Here is a 14,563-nt window from a genome sequence, read left to right on the forward strand (position 1 = left end):
CTCTTGGATGTGGCTGTTTTTACACTTTACGCAAATGATTGACCGTAATCAAAATGGGTTGTTGACACGCACTTAAAAGCATTAGGTTTATTCGCTCCTTGGTCTCCATTTTCTTTTTCTGTTGAAGGAAGTTGAACCAGTACAGGTAGTTATCCAAATACTTAGTTGCCACACCATGGAACCTCTTCATCCAATCTTTCAAGTGTTAATGGTAGTTGCTAACGTGCTGAAGATGGTATATACCTTTCTTGACATACACTTCTTTACTTAGGTCGATGGTTGCATTGAAAAGAGAAAGAATGCAAACCAGAGGATAAAGCAAAGATCAAGTGCAACCTGAAAAGAAGGAATGAAAAGCGTCAAAGTTTGTTAAACCCAGTCTCATACCATTTTGACAATGGCCATTTCCAAACGGGAGATGGCTTTTTAAAAATTCAGACAGTTTTTAAAATAAATCATATGATTTTCGAAGGAGAAATAAATAGTAACATAGAAAATAATATCGAATTGATGAAATGAAAGGCGGGATTTATGTTGAGTGTGAGGGAGATATTGTTGGATCAATTGCAGGCCATCCATAATACTGATACCTGGTTTGTATCGATGCAGAGTGCATTGAAGGGTTTGACAGAGGAGCAGGCTTACATGAAGGCAGAAGGGAAAGGGCATTCAATTCAGGAAATCGTCCGTCATTTGAATTATTATCACAAGAGGCATTGGGACCGTTTCACTGGACTGCCCGTTGCCGAAGGTTTAACAAGTATTGATGAGACTTTTGGAAATCTTGACAGGCAAAGCTGGAATGAGACAATCAGCCTATTCGATGCCATCATGTCAGAGTTGACAAACGCAGTCGAGACATGTGATGAGGACACACTAATCAAGGGGGCAGAAAATATCACTTATTTGACAATCCATGCGGCCTATCATATTGGCCAGATCGTCCATATCCGGAAGGCGCATGGTTCATGGAACCCGGCAAACGGGATTCAGTGATGGACGCATTCCCACAATCATGCAGGTCGAAAAAGTATTTGGCGTTGAAGGTTCTGTTTGAGGATCGTAAGTGGATGGAGAACAGTTGAGGGGAAAAATGAAACCACTCACATTGAATTGGTGAGTGGTTTCAGTCAAAGGGAGCCCTATGCAATTTCAGGTGCCTGTGCAGCTTTTTCCTCCGGCTCTGGAACAAAAGCAAGGATGGCCATTCCTATGATAAAGAGGACGATAAGGCTGAAGACACCCATGCTTGATTTTCCTGTAAGCTGAGCAGTCGCCCCTACAAGGAGCGGTCCCATTATGGAAGCGAATTTGCCAAATATGTTATAGAATCCAAAGAATTCATTCGCGTTCGCTTTAGGAACAAGCTTAGCGAAATAAGAACGGCTCAATGCCTGGATGCCCCCTTGTGAGGTAGCCACAAGCATGGCTAATATCCAAAAGTCGATGGTCGTTTCCAGAAAGTAAGCGTATATACAGACGATGATGTAGATACTGATCCCCACAAAAAGCATTCTTTTGCCTGTGAACCTCTCGGAGAGCCTGCCAAACAAGATTGCGAATGGCCATGCGACTACCTGGGTCGCAAAAAGGATAATCAACAGATTGGTCGAACTGATTCCCAAATCGGTACCATAGGCAGTCGACATTGTGATAATCGTGCCAACCCCGTCGATGTAAAAGAAATAGGCCAGCAGGAAAAGGAAGAGGGAACGGTATTTCCGGATTTCCTTCAAAGTCTTCCCAAGCCGTCTGAAACTGTTCAATACCAACCTCGGTTCACGGTCGATGTAATGTTTTTGCCGGACATGTTTGAACATCGGGATCGAGAACAGACCCCACCATAAGGCGGTAATGATGAAAGCAGTTTGGCTCGCCAATGTCGTTGAGATTGGCAGTACTTTCATCTGCGCCAGGATGATGATCGCAATGCTGATGATGAATGGGATCGTGCTGCCGATGTATCCCATGCCGTAACCGCGTGCAGAGACCCGGTCCATCCGCTCATCGGTGGTGACGTCAACGATGAATGCATCATAGAACACGTTTGAGCCGGTCGAGCCAAGTACCGCGACTGTATACACGATCAGCATCAAAAGCCAGTTATCGCTTGGAACGAAGGCAAGTAGAGCGGTAAAACTGACACCCATGGTAAAAAAGATTGTAAAAAAGCGTTTTTTCATCCCTTTGTAATCCGCAATCGTTCCTAGGATCGGGCCGATCAGAGCAAGGATAAATGTAGCGATTGCGATCGTGTAGCCAAGATAAGCGGTGGAATTCGCTAGGCTGACCCCAGCTTTGGTTGCTGTTGCCTTGTAAAACAGCGGAAAAACGGCAGTAGAAATAATGATCGAGTAGGCTGAACTCGCCCAATCGTAACGAATCCAGCTGCTTTCCTCCTTCGTGAATCCTTTCATCCTAATTGTCCCCCTAAAAATTATCATTCATTTAGCTGAATCGATCCCATTCTTGTTCGTCAAATCGTTTTTTTGTCTCTTAAATGGTCTGTTGCTGCCTGCTGGACATTCATTCATCCAGAATCCCATCAATTACACGTCCGTCTGTATGGCCAAGATTCAATCCAAGAAGGCGGGCGAAGGTCGGACCCTCGTCTACCAGGTGCATCGACCTCACGGTGATCCCAGGGCGGATTCCTTTTCCGGAAATAAAGAACACTGTCTTGTAATCTTCTTTTTCCGGAGAGTAGCCGTGACAGGCCCGAGTATATTTTTTCCGTATGACGTCTTCACTTGTGATTTCTTCTATGTAATCGCCGGATAGACCTTCACTGAAGTAATAGCCGTGCCTGGCTTCAAGCATCCTGAATGCATGGCCGTCCGCGCCCAGGGCATTTGCCTCTTGTCCGGTGAATGCTTGTTCAATACCGCTCTCTGGATCCCGCAGGAGCTCAGCCAGCATGGAGGTGACTTCGTTCTTAACGCTATCATCCGCCGCGTCTTTTACGTAAATATATGCGGAACCGTCGCAGCTTTTGCAAAAGGCTTTCCAGCCAACTATCTTACCGGACTTATCCATTTTTATAAGGCCACGTTTTATAAACAATACGTTCAATTTTATGACTTTAGACTCATCAAGTGCACTATGGTCGCCAAGGATGGCCACGGTGCTTTGTCCTGAAATCCCTGCTTCTTCAATTGCCGCCATGATCCGTCCGAGCCTCGCATCATGGCGGCGGATTGCCTCGCTTGCTTCTGCTGATGAAAAACCATGAAGATGGCGTTGATGATCGAGATCGACTAAATGGAGCAGCATCAACCCAGGCTTCTTGGTCTTAATGGTGTGGACAGCGGCTTCAAGAGCAAAATCATCTAGATGCGGCTGTTCTGTACCCTTGCGTATGTGTCCAAACTTTAACTGCATATTGATTTGAAAAAAGAAGCTCCCATTCAAGAGTGAAACTGGAACTTGATGATGCCATGGCCGATTGGCGAATATTTCAGGCATGTTATAATCAATTTCAGCTTTTGCTGTAACAGGCCAAAGGATCGCTGCGGTCTTCAAGCCTGCATCTTTCGCTTCATCATAAAGAGTGGTTCCTTTAATATGCTTTCGTTCCCAAAACCAATCAGGAGATATCCTGCCAGGCTGTATCAATGTATTATTGACGATGCAGTGCTTGTTTGGGAGGTTGCCAGTGACAATTGTTGTGTGGCATGGATAAGTGACGGAAGGATAGATCGTCTCCACATCCGTACAAAAAGAACTTTTATCAATGAAAGCTTTGAAGTTCGGAAGTTCCTGCATCTGAGGCACATCTAAAGCTGAAAGGCAATCAAAGGAAATGATAATTAAGTGGTCGGTTAGTCGACTCATGGAAGTCCTCCAAAATGATTTCTATATTATAAATATAACAGAATATTTTGGAAAAAATAAAAGAAAAAGTTAATAGACAATCTTTTATTTTTACAGGAAAATGATCCTGATGCGGGGAATGAATAGCTTGGACATTCAGGTTTCAAGTGAAACCGGCGAATAGGCAGTCTGCGTCAGTTACGGATGGGCGTAGCGTGTTCATAGGTGATTATTTGCACTTTAGGGAAGGTTTAAGTTTGAAGGGGAGAGGACATCAATGGAAACATTACTAATCTATCAGGACGGTACTTCAAATAAATTTTGGAAGATTGCCATTGCCGGAAAATCTTACACGATTACATATGGGAAGATTGGGACAGTTGGGGCAATAAAGGCAAAGGGATTTGAGACGAAGGAGATTTGTGAAAAAGAGGCTGCAAAACTGATCAACTCAAAGCTGAAAAAAGGGTACCGTGTTGCTGAAACTGCAAACCAGGTGATCAAGGAAAGTTCGATGACGGAAGATCTGTTTTGGGGGCTTCTCGAAACAGCCAAGCAAAAAGGTGAAGATCTCGAAGAACAGTTTGAGTGGCTCGTAAGCCATTTGATGAGAAAGCCTTTGAAAGACATCGTTTTGTTTGATTACTTTTTCAATGAAAATTATCGAAAATCCTACACATCAGACTTATGGGCAGCAGCTTATATCGTCATGGGCGGATGCTCGGATGATTGTTTTGACTACTTTCGTGCCTGGCTGATGTATTTAGGGAAGGAATCATACTATGCCTGCATCGAAGATCCCGAAAAAATGATTCCCTATTTAAAAATACTGGAAGAAGCGGAAGAGGCCCCACAATTCGAGGACTTGCTGATGGCTGCCAGTATGGCGTATGAGGAAAAAACAGGCATGGACTTTGATGAATATTATGACCTTTATGTTAAACTAACCGGAGATGAACAGATCGACCAGGAGATCGAGTTCGACTGGGACGAAGATGATGAGGAAGGATTAAAAAGGAAGTATCCTTTGCTTTGGAAGCATTTTGGCCATAACCCTTTGGAATAGTAGAGATGGAAGAAGATTAATAGCGGAATAGCTACAGCCAGGTTTTTATGTCTCGAGGCTAAAAAATGTGGACGTATCCTACAAAGATAGGTCCACATTTTTTACATTAAGCTATGTTGAATTAGATTGTTGATTTCCACTCCAGGCACTTCGATGGACAAGAAGTCCTAATGCCGACTTTGCCGCAGGACGCACCTGTTTTAGTCGCCCAGTGCTTGTCAGGGCTGACCAAAGCGCTTCCGCTTTTCTTTCTCCTCGGCGCTTTGCGCCTCCGGGGTCTCCCTCTGCCTCGTACTCCCGCAGGACACTGAATGGGTTTTCTCGAGTTTGCATACGCATGAAGGAAATGCGTTAGTATTTTCGAGGAGTCTACGTGCCTTCAGCTGCAACCAATAAGCTTTCAAAAATCAACACTTGTCTTTAACATAGCTTTACTTTAAAATCGCTAAGTGTTTTTCAGGATTGTAAGGGATTAATTCATTTCCTTGTTTTATCCGCTCGCTGAAATCCGGGTTAGAGAGCAGGGGGCGGCCGAAAGCTGCCAGATCAATAATGTGTCTTTTTATTGCTTCCTCTGCACTGGCAGGAGTCAGGCCGCCTACACCTATGATGGTTCCCTTCCAATACTCGCGGACCATTTGATGCAAAGTCAATCCGCCGGAAATTACATCTTCAAAATGGTTTGTAGAAGGATGGAGGATTTTTATTCCTGTTTCTTTAAATGTTTTGGTGAAAGTTTGAATTGCTTCGTCTGGATGATCCCACATGTATTCCGGATGGTCATCCTTCAATGCCGAGAAGCGGATGACGGTTCTTTCTTCTCCTGCTTCCGCCATGACAGCATGGATCACTTCTTTCATGAATGTCAGCCTTGTAGCCAAACCACCGCCATATTGGTCTGTCCGCAGATTGGAAATATCGGAATTGAATTGGTCGATTAAATATCCGTGCGCGCCATGTATTTCTACGCCGTCAAACCCTGCGGCCATCGCATTTTTCGCTGCCTTAGCGAACTGTTTGATTGTATCCTTAATTTCATCCACTGACATTTCACATGGCATTTCATATGGCTTCCGCAGCCGATGGACAAGGCCTTCTGCTCTTAGAGTTGAAGGTGCCTGGGGAGGGAGTCCGCCAGTTAACTCACTGTGGGTCAATCTTCCGACATGCCATAATTGCGCTACGATTGTTCCGCCTTCCTTGTGGACTGCTTCAGTCACGGGAACCCAGCTTCTGACTTGTTCTTCAGTATACAATCCTGGAACGCCAAATGTCCCTTTTGCTCTTCGGCTGATTGCGATGCCTTCTGTAATGATCAAGCCAGCGCCTTTTTCCGCACGCCTGCGGTAATACTCCACGACATTTTTTCCGACTGTGCCAGTGCGGTCGTCTGCAAAGCCTCGCGTCATCGGCGCCATAACAATCCGATTTCTTAATTTCCATTTTTCAACCTTGACTGATTCAAGCAGTTTTGGGTAGTCCATTCCTATCACTCTCCTTATCAATAAGCATAAAGAAAAGTTTTTAATTTTTATATATAAAAACAAAGGATATATGTTAGAATATCCTTTAAAATAATGTTTATTTTCAATAATGAATTTTATATTTAAGGGGATAACGCTGATGGATACAATTGACAAACAAATTTTGATGATTCTTCAGGATCAGGCACGCATTTCAATGACTGATCTGGGCAAAGAGGTAGCCTTGTCCCAGCCAGCGGTGACGGAAAGAGTCAGAAGGATGGAAGAAAAAGGGATCATCCAGTCCTATCGGGCCTCGGTCTGTCCGGCAAAAGTAAAGAAACAATCGATGGCTTACATTCTATTCCACACAAAAGATTGCGAGTCATTTATCCGCTTTTGCAAGGAAACGCAAGATGTGATTGAGCTGCATAGAATTAGCGGCCAATACAATTATCTTGTTAAAGTATTGACTGAAACAATGGATTCATTGGAAAGGTTTATAAATGCAAGCGGCAAGTATGGCGACTCTACTACATTGATTGTTATGTCGTCACCGATTGAGTCGAGGAAAGTCGTTCCAGTTCTGGATGAAGAATAAGGATGGCTTAGTTGTAAGAGACCAGATCTGAATTTGGATGTTGCATGAGCCGCACCGCAAAGCGACAACCGCCCGCCCGTTGATCAATCAACGGGTTTTTTGTTGCCTTTTTAAATCGATGGGCCATATAATGACCCTTCATATTCCGTCATAATTCCTGCATATTTAGTTATTTCTATCCAAATACTAAAGGAATCGAAGGCATAAATTAGGTGGTTTTTATGGAACAGAAAAAGGATGAAAAAATTAATGTGATCCTCGGTTTGTTCATCATTATTACAGCTGCGGGGATTGTTTCGCACGTTATTGTCATTCCTGCGATATTAGACGAAGCCGGGAGGGATGCGTGGATTTCAGTCCTTCTGATTGGCCCGTTATTGCTGGTGTGGATTTTGCTTCTGTTTTTCATACAGAAAAAAACTGGTCAGCAGCACCTTTTCTTATGGATCAGCGAAAAGGGAAGTAAGGTCTCGAGCTACATCTTGGCCGTCCTTATTTGCTTGTTTTTGCTGGCTACCGCTGCGGTTTCGTTTATCGACACGGTCTCATGGGCAACTACGACTTATCTTGCGAGAACCCCAACAGTAGTGATCAGCACTTCATTAGCGGTTATATGTCTGCTGCCTGCCCTTAATGGAATAAGGAGTGTCGCGGTTATTAATTGTATCCTATTGCCGTTGGTGCTCATTTTTGGGATCATGGTTGCGCTTGGGAACATTCCAAATAAGGATTATGGCATGTTGCGCCCCTTCCTGGAAAACGGCTGGAAGCGGGTTATGAGGGGCACGATGGATTCTGGAGCAGGAATATTCGAACTGTTTTTCGTCCTTCTTTTTCAGCATAAAATAGGCGGAAAGTTCAGTCTGAAATCCCTTCTTATAACAGGGATGTTCCTCGTTATCCTGACAATCGGCCCCTTGATGGGCTCCATCGCAATATTCGGTCCAATGGAAGCTGCAAAGCAGCGATTCCCGGCATATGAACAATGGGCGATGCTCAATCTGGGAAGATACTTGGAGCACCTTGACTTCATATCGATTTATCAGTGGATGGTTGGGATCTTCATCAGAATATCGTTACTGATTTACCTCATTCCTGAAATGTTTAACTTTAAAGGTAAAAAAAGGGTGATCATTCAAATCTTTATCGCGTTCTTCTTGAGCGTGTCGGTTCTGATAAACCCAATGAGCGATATGGCTTTTCTATCGTTCCTGAAAAACTACTTCTTGCCATTTTCATCGTTTTTCCTTTTTCTTATCACAGTTTTCCTTAGCCTGTATGTTGTAATCAAGACGAAAAAGAAAGGGGGAAGAAGCCAGTGAGACATACGAAAGGAAGAGAGGGAAATCGTGCAAAAGACGGATTGCAGGAGATTGATTTTGCCGAAGTACTGGGTCTTTTCCGTGATTGTGATGATGTTACACACCAAATGCTGACAGCAGGGGATACATACACGCTGAAGCTTGTGTTTTGCCAGGGGCTATATGATAAGCGCAAATATGATACCATCCTGATTCCTTCTTTGAAAAGCATACTTGAGCAGCGTCGTGGCGGAAGGATGAAGTTTGATGACTTCAAGGAAAAATTGGAGATTCCCCCGCAAACGGTGACACAAATCGATGAGTTGATCCCGAGGGTATTCAATGGTGAAGTTTTTGTCCATATCAACAACCGTATCTTTTTTTCGGTGGATATATCGGACCATCCGAAAAGGCTGCCTCAGGATCCGAATACCGAAATCAGCATCAAGGGTGCACGTGACGGATTTGTTGAAGAGATAGGCGTGAACATAGCGCTAATAAGGAAAAGACTGAGAAGCAATAGCCTCATATGCAAAAGCTATATTATTGGGGAGCGTACCCAGACCAAGATCGCTCTCATGTACGTGGATGATCTCATCCGCAAAGGAACGAAAGACGATATCCAGACGCGATTATCGGCAATCAAGATCGACGGGATCTTGAGTTCGAACCAATTAATGGAGCTACTGTCTGACAATGGTCTCGATATATTGCCCATTCTTGATTATACAGGACGGCCAGATTTCGCAGTTGACTGCCTGTTGAGGGGAAGATTCTTGATCCTGATTGATGGTACCCCGACTATTGCCATTGGACCAGGTAACTTGACACTTTTATTTAAAAGTGCGGAAGACAGTGAATATAACTTCATTTATAACTCATTTGAAAGGCTGATGAGGATTGGCGGGCTTTTTGTCTCCACTTTTTTACCGGGAATTTGGATTGCCTTGATCACCATCCATCAAGACCAGATACCTTTCACATTGCTGGCGGTGTTGGTGGAGTCAAGAAGAGGTGTCCCGCTTCCTTCAGCATTTGAAGCAATAATTATGATGCTATTGTTTTCATTGTTCCGAGAAGCCGGGTTAAGGCTTCCTGTTACGATTGGACAGACATTAAGCGTCATCGGCGGATTGATTATCGGCGATGCTGCGATCAGGGCGGGACTGACCAACCCTGCAATGCTTGTAGTCATCGCTACTTCAGAGGTGGCTACCTATACTCTTGTCAACCAGTCGCTGACAGGGGTTATCAGTGTCTACCGTTTTATTGTTATAATCCTTGCTGGTTCACTTGGTTTTTGGGGAGTTTTTCTCTCCATCGCGTTAGCACTCATCTACACTGCTCAACTGCGGGCATTTGGCGTCCCATACCTGGCCCCGTTCTTGCTGGAAGATCCTAAAGGTCTTTGGAACACTTTTTTAAGACTTCCATGGAAAATGAACAAAACAAGGCCGCAGTTTTTGGAACCCAAGGATCCTACCAAACAGGAGTGATCACTGTGTTTAAAAAAAAGTTATTAATCGCCATGCTGCTTCCCTTATTGTTAACAGGATGCTGGGATGTGAATGAAATTGATAAGATTTTGTATATACATGCTCTTGGTATAGATTACAAAGATGGTGAGTATCTTGTATATGCCCAGCTGACAAATATCGGAGCATTGGGGTTAAAGGGTGAGGGCGGCTCGCCGGGAAGCCAAGGTACATCTCCAGCTTCCGTAGGGATTGGCAGGGGAGAAACTGTCGATATAGCTGTATTTGATTTTTATAAGAATATTCCTCAAAGGCTTTTCTGGGGACACTTATCATCCGTTGTTTTTTCAGAAGATGCATTGGCACAGAAAAACATTGTTTCATCAACATTGGATGTCCTGAATCGCTATCGGGAAACACGCTATACCATTTGGATCACATCGACGAATGCACCGGTAAATGAGTTATTGAGGACATTCCCGGCGATTATTTCCCCAATGTTCACCAGGCTTTCGGACCCATTGACCAGCTATGAGCAAAGCTCATTCATCAAGCCAAAAAGGTTTCAGGAATTCCTTGTTGAAATAAATGAACCGGCACATACAGCTATAATTCCGAGATTTGAACTAATCAAGGATTATTGGGCGTTGAAGAAAGAATCTCCTGCTTACCGGATCAACGGGGTAAATATGTATGGAAAAAATGGATATAAAGGATCATTAATCGGAGAGCAGGTAAATGGGCTTCGCTGGGTAGATGAAGGGGAAAGAATAAGTGTTTTTCTAAAGAAAGATAACAAAGTTGCAGCTTCCATCATTTTTAGGAATGCAAAAACAAAAATCACGCCGAAGATTGAGGATGGTTACATAACATTCACGATGGAAGTAGAAGCAAAAGGAATCATCAGTGAACTCTACCAGGAAGTAACGGAATCTGAACTCAATAAGCTTGCCAGAGAATCCATTGTTGCGGAACTGGAAGAAACCTACCATGCTGCATTGGAAAAGGACACAGATATCTATCGAGTAACGGAGAAGTTGTACCGGAAACACCCTGAAAGATGGAAAAAAATAACCCATAACGGAAACGTCATGCCTTTGAGAAAGGAATCGCTTAAAAAGGTAAATGTAAAAGCAAAAATAGACGCCTCCGGAAAAATCAAATTGGAAAAAACGTGATCCGGGGAAAAGGAGAAGAGGATTGTAGCTTATTTGTTTCACTCGTTACTAAACGGGTGGCCGGGAAAGGTAAAAGGTAACGCAAGAGCGCAATGCACTCCCTTTGAGGGCGCAGTGAGCAGTGAAAGGTAACGCAAGCGCGGGATGCACTCCCTTTGGGGGCGCATTGAGTAGTAAAAGGTAACGCAAGAGCGTGTTGCACTCCCTTTGGGGGCGCAGTGAGCAGTAAAAGGTAACGCAAGAGCGTGTTGCACTCCCTTTGAGGGCGCAGTGAGTAGTAAAAGGTAACGCAAGAGGGCTCTGCACTCCCTTTGGGGGCGCAGTGCGTAGTAAAAGGTAACGCAAGCGCGCTTTGCACTCCCTTTGGGGGCGCAGTGAGCAGTGAAAGGTAACGCAAGCGCGCTATGCACTCCCTTTAGAGGCGCAGTGAGTAGTAAAAGGTAACGCAAGAGCGTGTTGCACTCCCTTTGGGGGCGCAGTGAGCAGTGAAAGGTAACGAAAGCGCGGGATGCACTCCCTTTGGGGGCGCAGTGAGCAGTGAAAGGTAACGCAAGCGCGTGTTGCACTCCCTTTGGAGGCGCAGTGAGTAGTAAAAGGTAACGCAAGAGCGTGTTGCACTCCCTTTGGAGGCGCAGTGCGTAGTAAAAGGTAACGCAAGAACGTGTTGCACTCCCTTTGGGGCCGCAGTGAGCAGTGAAAGGTAACGCAAGCGCGCTTTGCATTCCCTTTGAGGGCGCAGTGAGCAGTGAAAGGTAACGCAAGAGCGCTTTGCACTCCCTTTGGGGGCGCAGTGAGTAGTAAAAGGTAACGCAAGAGCGTGTTGCACTCCCTTTGGAGGCGCAGTGCGTAGTAAAAGGTAACGCAAGAGCGTGTTGCACTCCCTTTGGAGGCGCAGTGCGTAGTAAAAGGTAACGCAAGAACGTGTTGCACTCCCTTTGGGGCCGCAGTGAGCAGTGAAAGGTAATGCAAGAGCGTGTTGCACTCCCTTTGGGGGCGCAGTGGTTCAAAAAGCTTAAAGTGTGGCATTAAAAAAACTTCCTGGAGGTGCTAAAATATTTTTGGCTCGCAAACCAAAATATCATGCACAGGAAGGAGTTTTCATGTCCAAAGACACTAATAATTTAACACACACCACTTGAAATTGTAAGTATCACATTCTTTTCGCGCCAAAACACGAAGACAAATAATTTATGGAACAATCAAAAAAGATATTGGAGAAATCCTACGTACACTATGTTGAGAGGAAAGGGGTTGAAAACATCGAGGAAACTACATTTAAAGACCACATACATATGTTAGTAAGTATTCCACCAAGTTAAGTGTGTCTTCATTTGTTAGATACTCAAAGGGGAAAGGTAGTTCGATGAATTTTGACGTCATGCAAATTTGAAATATATTATGTGGATACGGTCGGAAGAAATCACAGGCGAAGAGGTAAAGAAAAAGAAACGGAAGTAAGTAGAGGGCCGGTAGAAGTAGTACATAAGGCGAACTTTAAGAAGCCCTTTAAGCTTTGGTCAGTAACAAAGGCTTTCTGCCGCAGAGAAAACCACCCGTTATTTAATTACAGGTGGTTTTTATTTATGCTTCATTCATTTGAGTTAATATTATCAAAAATAATATAGCCAAGATATGCAATATGGCTAAAACCCCATAAATTAAACCATCCAAGTCTACTAAATAAAGATTTATGGCTATCAGCAAAATAGTTTCTAAACCAAATAATATGATAACAATCCCTATGCGTTTGGCCATAAGTTTTTCGTTGTTGATCCTATCTTTCGTATAACCAGCTAAAAAGGAAACACTACCTTTTCTCCAAATAAAGATACCAAGTAAGATGAAAAAAGTACCAAGGAGTACTCCATAACCCAATTGTATTATCATACTTTTCCCTCCAGTGCACAGATTTCTATGAGAAGGACTTGAAAGACGAGATGATCTTCCAATAAATAGGAGTAATTTATTTAACATTATATGTTAAATGAAAAATACAAACAACTCTTAAATGAAAATTGGTACTTTTTTACTTTTTTACTATAAACAACAGGAAAATACTTGTAATTACTCAAGTGTTACATATAACATAAAATATATACAAAATTATGATTTTTTTGTAAAAAAAAAGAAAAGGAGAGGACTTTATGGATATTGATCCTCGAAAATCCAATAAGTCGTTAGGTTTATTTTTCCTCACTGTATCCGCTTTATGGTGCATTTTACTTTTTTACACCATCATTGCCGCCATTCCTACATCAGCGATTCCCCTCGATCTAGAAAAAAGAATACTTATAAGAACTGTCTATCCACAAGGGTGGGGATTCTATAGTAAAGACCCTAGGGGAGACATGTTTAATGTCTACAATATCAGCAACGAAGAACCAGCAGTAAATTGGCCTAATAATAAAATTTCAAACGTATTTGGTCTTTATAGGTATGGACGAGCCCAAGGAACAGAGATGGGACTACTTACTGCCCAGATACAAGAAGGTGACTGGGATAAATGCACTAAGGATCCCAGGGATTGCTTATCTGATTCGACAAAGACAGTTTCGATACAAAGTACAACTCCAAAGCCTACATTATGTGGAGAATTAGGCATTGCCTCAGCTCAACCTATTCCATGGGCATGGGCAGATTATGCTGATGATATTAATTCTACATCTAAAATAGTAAGGGTGAATGTGTCATGCTCCAAGAATTAAATAACAAGGTTACAAGTTGGGCGTTGGAAAATAACCCCTGGACAAACGTATACGGACTGGCTAGAACAATAATGGCCCTAGCTACAGCCGCTACTCTAGCTATCAATGAGGCTGAAATTTTATTTAAACCGGCATTAGGAGTAACTGAGTACCCTGCTTGCACTAATACCGTAAGCATCTTTTGTCTAGTTCCTAATACATATTTATGGCTGAATATTCTTAGATGGATTTGCGTAGTGATATTGCTGGTAGTTGCATCAGGATGGCGACCAAGAATTACAGCAATCTTTCATTGGTGGATTTGTATAGTTTACAAGTTTCCGCATTAACTATTGACGGGGGGGGGGGAACAAGTAGCTGCCGTCTTCTCTTTATTATTACTACCGTTAGCATTAACAGACCCCAGGAAAAGTCATTGGGATAAGATCACACCAAAGAAAGAGTCTATTAATCTATATTCCAGAGTTATAGGGTTAGTAACCTTTACGGTCATTAGGATACAAGTTGCAATTTTATACTTTAACTCCACCACCGCTAAGTTACAAGAGGATGAATGGTTAGATGGTACAGCTGTATATTATTATCTCCAGGAGCCAATGCTTGGGTTAAATCCATGGTTAATGAAGATATTCGAACCTATATTAGCTTCATGGCTGATCATCTTTCCAACATGGGGCACTTTAGTTGTTCAAACAATATTAGTTATTGGACTTTTTGCTCCAAAAAAGAATCGAAAATATATATTGTTCCTTGCAATATTCATGCATGAAATTTTCGGTTTGATTTTAGGACTCATTAGTTTTTCTACCATAATGTTTTCAGTATTAATTCTTTATTTGAGACCTTATGACCACGAATTTAATTTCTCTTTTAAAAAGCCAAAAGAATGGAAAGAGGCCGAATTAAAGGAGGTGGTTTAAAAAGTACATCAAGAAAAGGGTCGATGTATCCGTTGGTTTTG

At 43.0% G+C, this 14,563-nt stretch carries 12 protein-coding genes and 2 pseudogenes; 9 read left to right on the forward strand and 5 right to left on the reverse strand.

The window, feature by feature from the left end:
- Window positions 1-19 precede the first annotated feature (19 nt).
- Window positions 20-277 (reverse strand): annotated as a pseudogene (locus tag JJQ88_RS21235) (IS1595 family transposase); the annotation flags it as partial.
- 278 nt (window positions 278-555) lie between these two features.
- Between JJQ88_RS21235 and JJQ88_RS11300 the strand changes: the two are divergent.
- Complete coding sequence (locus JJQ88_RS11300; protein WP_210366006.1) at window positions 556-996, forward strand: DinB family protein; 441 nt, start codon at window positions 556-558, stop codon at window positions 994-996.
- Window positions 997-1,142: 146 nt separating this feature from the next.
- On the opposite strand, the gene JJQ88_RS11305 is transcribed toward JJQ88_RS11300, so the two are convergent.
- Entirely contained in the window at window positions 1,143-2,417 is a 1,275-nt protein-coding gene (locus JJQ88_RS11305; RefSeq protein WP_210366007.1) for an MFS transporter, read from the reverse strand.
- Between the two features lie 109 nt (window positions 2,418-2,526).
- Complete coding sequence (locus tag JJQ88_RS11310; protein WP_210366008.1) at window positions 2,527-3,834, reverse strand: alkaline phosphatase family protein; 1,308 nt, start codon at window positions 3,832-3,834, stop codon at window positions 2,527-2,529.
- Window positions 3,835-4,090: 256 nt separating this feature from the next.
- Between JJQ88_RS11310 and JJQ88_RS11315 the strand changes: the two genes are divergently transcribed.
- Window positions 4,091-4,879 carry a DUF4240 domain-containing protein gene (locus JJQ88_RS11315; protein ID WP_210366009.1) on the forward strand — a complete coding sequence of 263 codons (789 nt, stop codon included), beginning with the start codon at window positions 4,091-4,093 and terminating at the stop codon, window positions 4,877-4,879.
- Between the two features lie 431 nt (window positions 4,880-5,310).
- Here JJQ88_RS11315 and JJQ88_RS11320 read toward each other — a convergent pair whose 3' ends face one another.
- Window positions 5,311-6,363, reverse strand: a complete 1,053-nt coding sequence (locus tag JJQ88_RS11320) for an oxidoreductase (protein WP_210366010.1) — start codon at window positions 6,361-6,363, stop codon at window positions 5,311-5,313.
- Window positions 6,364-6,502: 139 nt separating this feature from the next.
- On the opposite strand from JJQ88_RS11320, the gene JJQ88_RS11325 reads away from it, so the two are divergent.
- The 5 genes and pseudogenes from JJQ88_RS11325 to tnpA form a co-directional block, all read left to right on the forward strand.
- A complete protein-coding gene (locus JJQ88_RS11325) occupies window positions 6,503-6,943 on the forward strand; it encodes an Lrp/AsnC family transcriptional regulator (protein WP_210366011.1) in 441 nt (146 codons plus the stop codon).
- Between the two features lie 221 nt (window positions 6,944-7,164).
- A complete protein-coding gene (locus JJQ88_RS11330; RefSeq protein ID WP_210366012.1) occupies window positions 7,165-8,265 on the forward strand; it encodes a GerAB/ArcD/ProY family transporter in 1,101 nt (366 codons plus the stop codon).
- Window positions 8,262-9,740, forward strand: a complete 1,479-nt coding sequence (locus tag JJQ88_RS11335) for a spore germination protein (RefSeq protein ID WP_210366013.1) — start codon at window positions 8,262-8,264, stop codon at window positions 9,738-9,740. Before JJQ88_RS11330 ends, JJQ88_RS11335 begins: the two co-directional genes overlap by 4 nt.
- Window positions 9,741-9,745: 5 nt before the next feature.
- The gene (locus JJQ88_RS11340; protein ID WP_210366014.1) at window positions 9,746-10,897 is read left to right on the forward strand and encodes a Ger(x)C family spore germination protein; all 1,152 of its coding nucleotides are present in this window, start codon (window positions 9,746-9,748) and stop codon (window positions 10,895-10,897) included.
- A gap of 1,154 nt (window positions 10,898-12,051) precedes the next feature.
- Window positions 12,052-12,292 (forward strand): annotated as a pseudogene (gene tnpA / locus JJQ88_RS11345) (IS200/IS605 family transposase); the annotation flags it as partial.
- A 186-nt stretch (window positions 12,293-12,478) separates the two neighbouring features.
- On the opposite strand, the gene JJQ88_RS11350 reads toward tnpA, so the two are convergent.
- Window positions 12,479-12,784 carry a hypothetical protein gene (locus JJQ88_RS11350; protein ID WP_210366015.1) on the reverse strand — a complete coding sequence of 102 codons (306 nt, stop codon included), beginning with the start codon at window positions 12,782-12,784 and terminating at the stop codon, window positions 12,479-12,481.
- Between the two features lie 257 nt (window positions 12,785-13,041).
- On the opposite strand from JJQ88_RS11350, the gene JJQ88_RS11355 reads away from it, so the two are divergent.
- Together JJQ88_RS11355 and JJQ88_RS21870 are read left to right on the forward strand one after the other, a co-directional pair.
- Entirely contained in the window at window positions 13,042-13,602 is a 561-nt protein-coding gene (locus JJQ88_RS11355) for an SdpA family antimicrobial peptide system protein (protein ID WP_210366016.1), read from the forward strand.
- Window positions 13,603-13,934: 332 nt separating this feature from the next.
- Complete coding sequence (locus tag JJQ88_RS21870) at window positions 13,935-14,522, forward strand: lipase maturation factor family protein (protein WP_481748299.1); 588 nt, start codon at window positions 13,935-13,937, stop codon at window positions 14,520-14,522.
- The last annotated feature ends 41 nt before the right edge of the window (window positions 14,523-14,563 follow it).

It is taken from the genome of Bacillus sp. REN3 (genome assembly GCF_017912555.1).
Classification (GTDB): Bacteria; Bacillota; Bacilli; order Bacillales; family Cytobacillaceae; genus Mesobacillus.

Excerpts from the sequence above, each read along its gene's own strand:
- JJQ88_RS11330 (WP_210366012.1), top strand. The coding sequence starts at position 7,165 with ATGGAACAGAAAAAGGATGAAAAAATTAATGTGATCCTCGGTTTGTTC.
- JJQ88_RS11315 (WP_210366009.1), top strand. The coding sequence starts at position 4,091 with ATGGAAACATTACTAATCTATCAGGACGGTACTTCAAATAAATTTTGG.
- JJQ88_RS11325 (WP_210366011.1), top strand. The coding sequence starts at position 6,503 with ATGGATACAATTGACAAACAAATTTTGATGATTCTTCAGGATCAGGCA.
- JJQ88_RS11305 (WP_210366007.1), bottom strand. The coding sequence starts at position 2,417 with ATGAAAGGATTCACGAAGGAGGAAAGCAGCTGGATTCGTTACGATTGG.
- JJQ88_RS11355 (WP_210366016.1), top strand. The coding sequence starts at position 13,042 with ATGGATATTGATCCTCGAAAATCCAATAAGTCGTTAGGTTTATTTTTC.
- JJQ88_RS11310 (WP_210366008.1), bottom strand. The coding sequence starts at position 3,834 with ATGAGTCGACTAACCGACCACTTAATTATCATTTCCTTTGATTGCCTT.
- JJQ88_RS11350 (WP_210366015.1), bottom strand. The coding sequence starts at position 12,784 with ATGATAATACAATTGGGTTATGGAGTACTCCTTGGTACTTTTTTCATC.
- JJQ88_RS11320 (WP_210366010.1), bottom strand. The coding sequence starts at position 6,363 with ATGGACTACCCAAAACTGCTTGAATCAGTCAAGGTTGAAAAATGGAAA.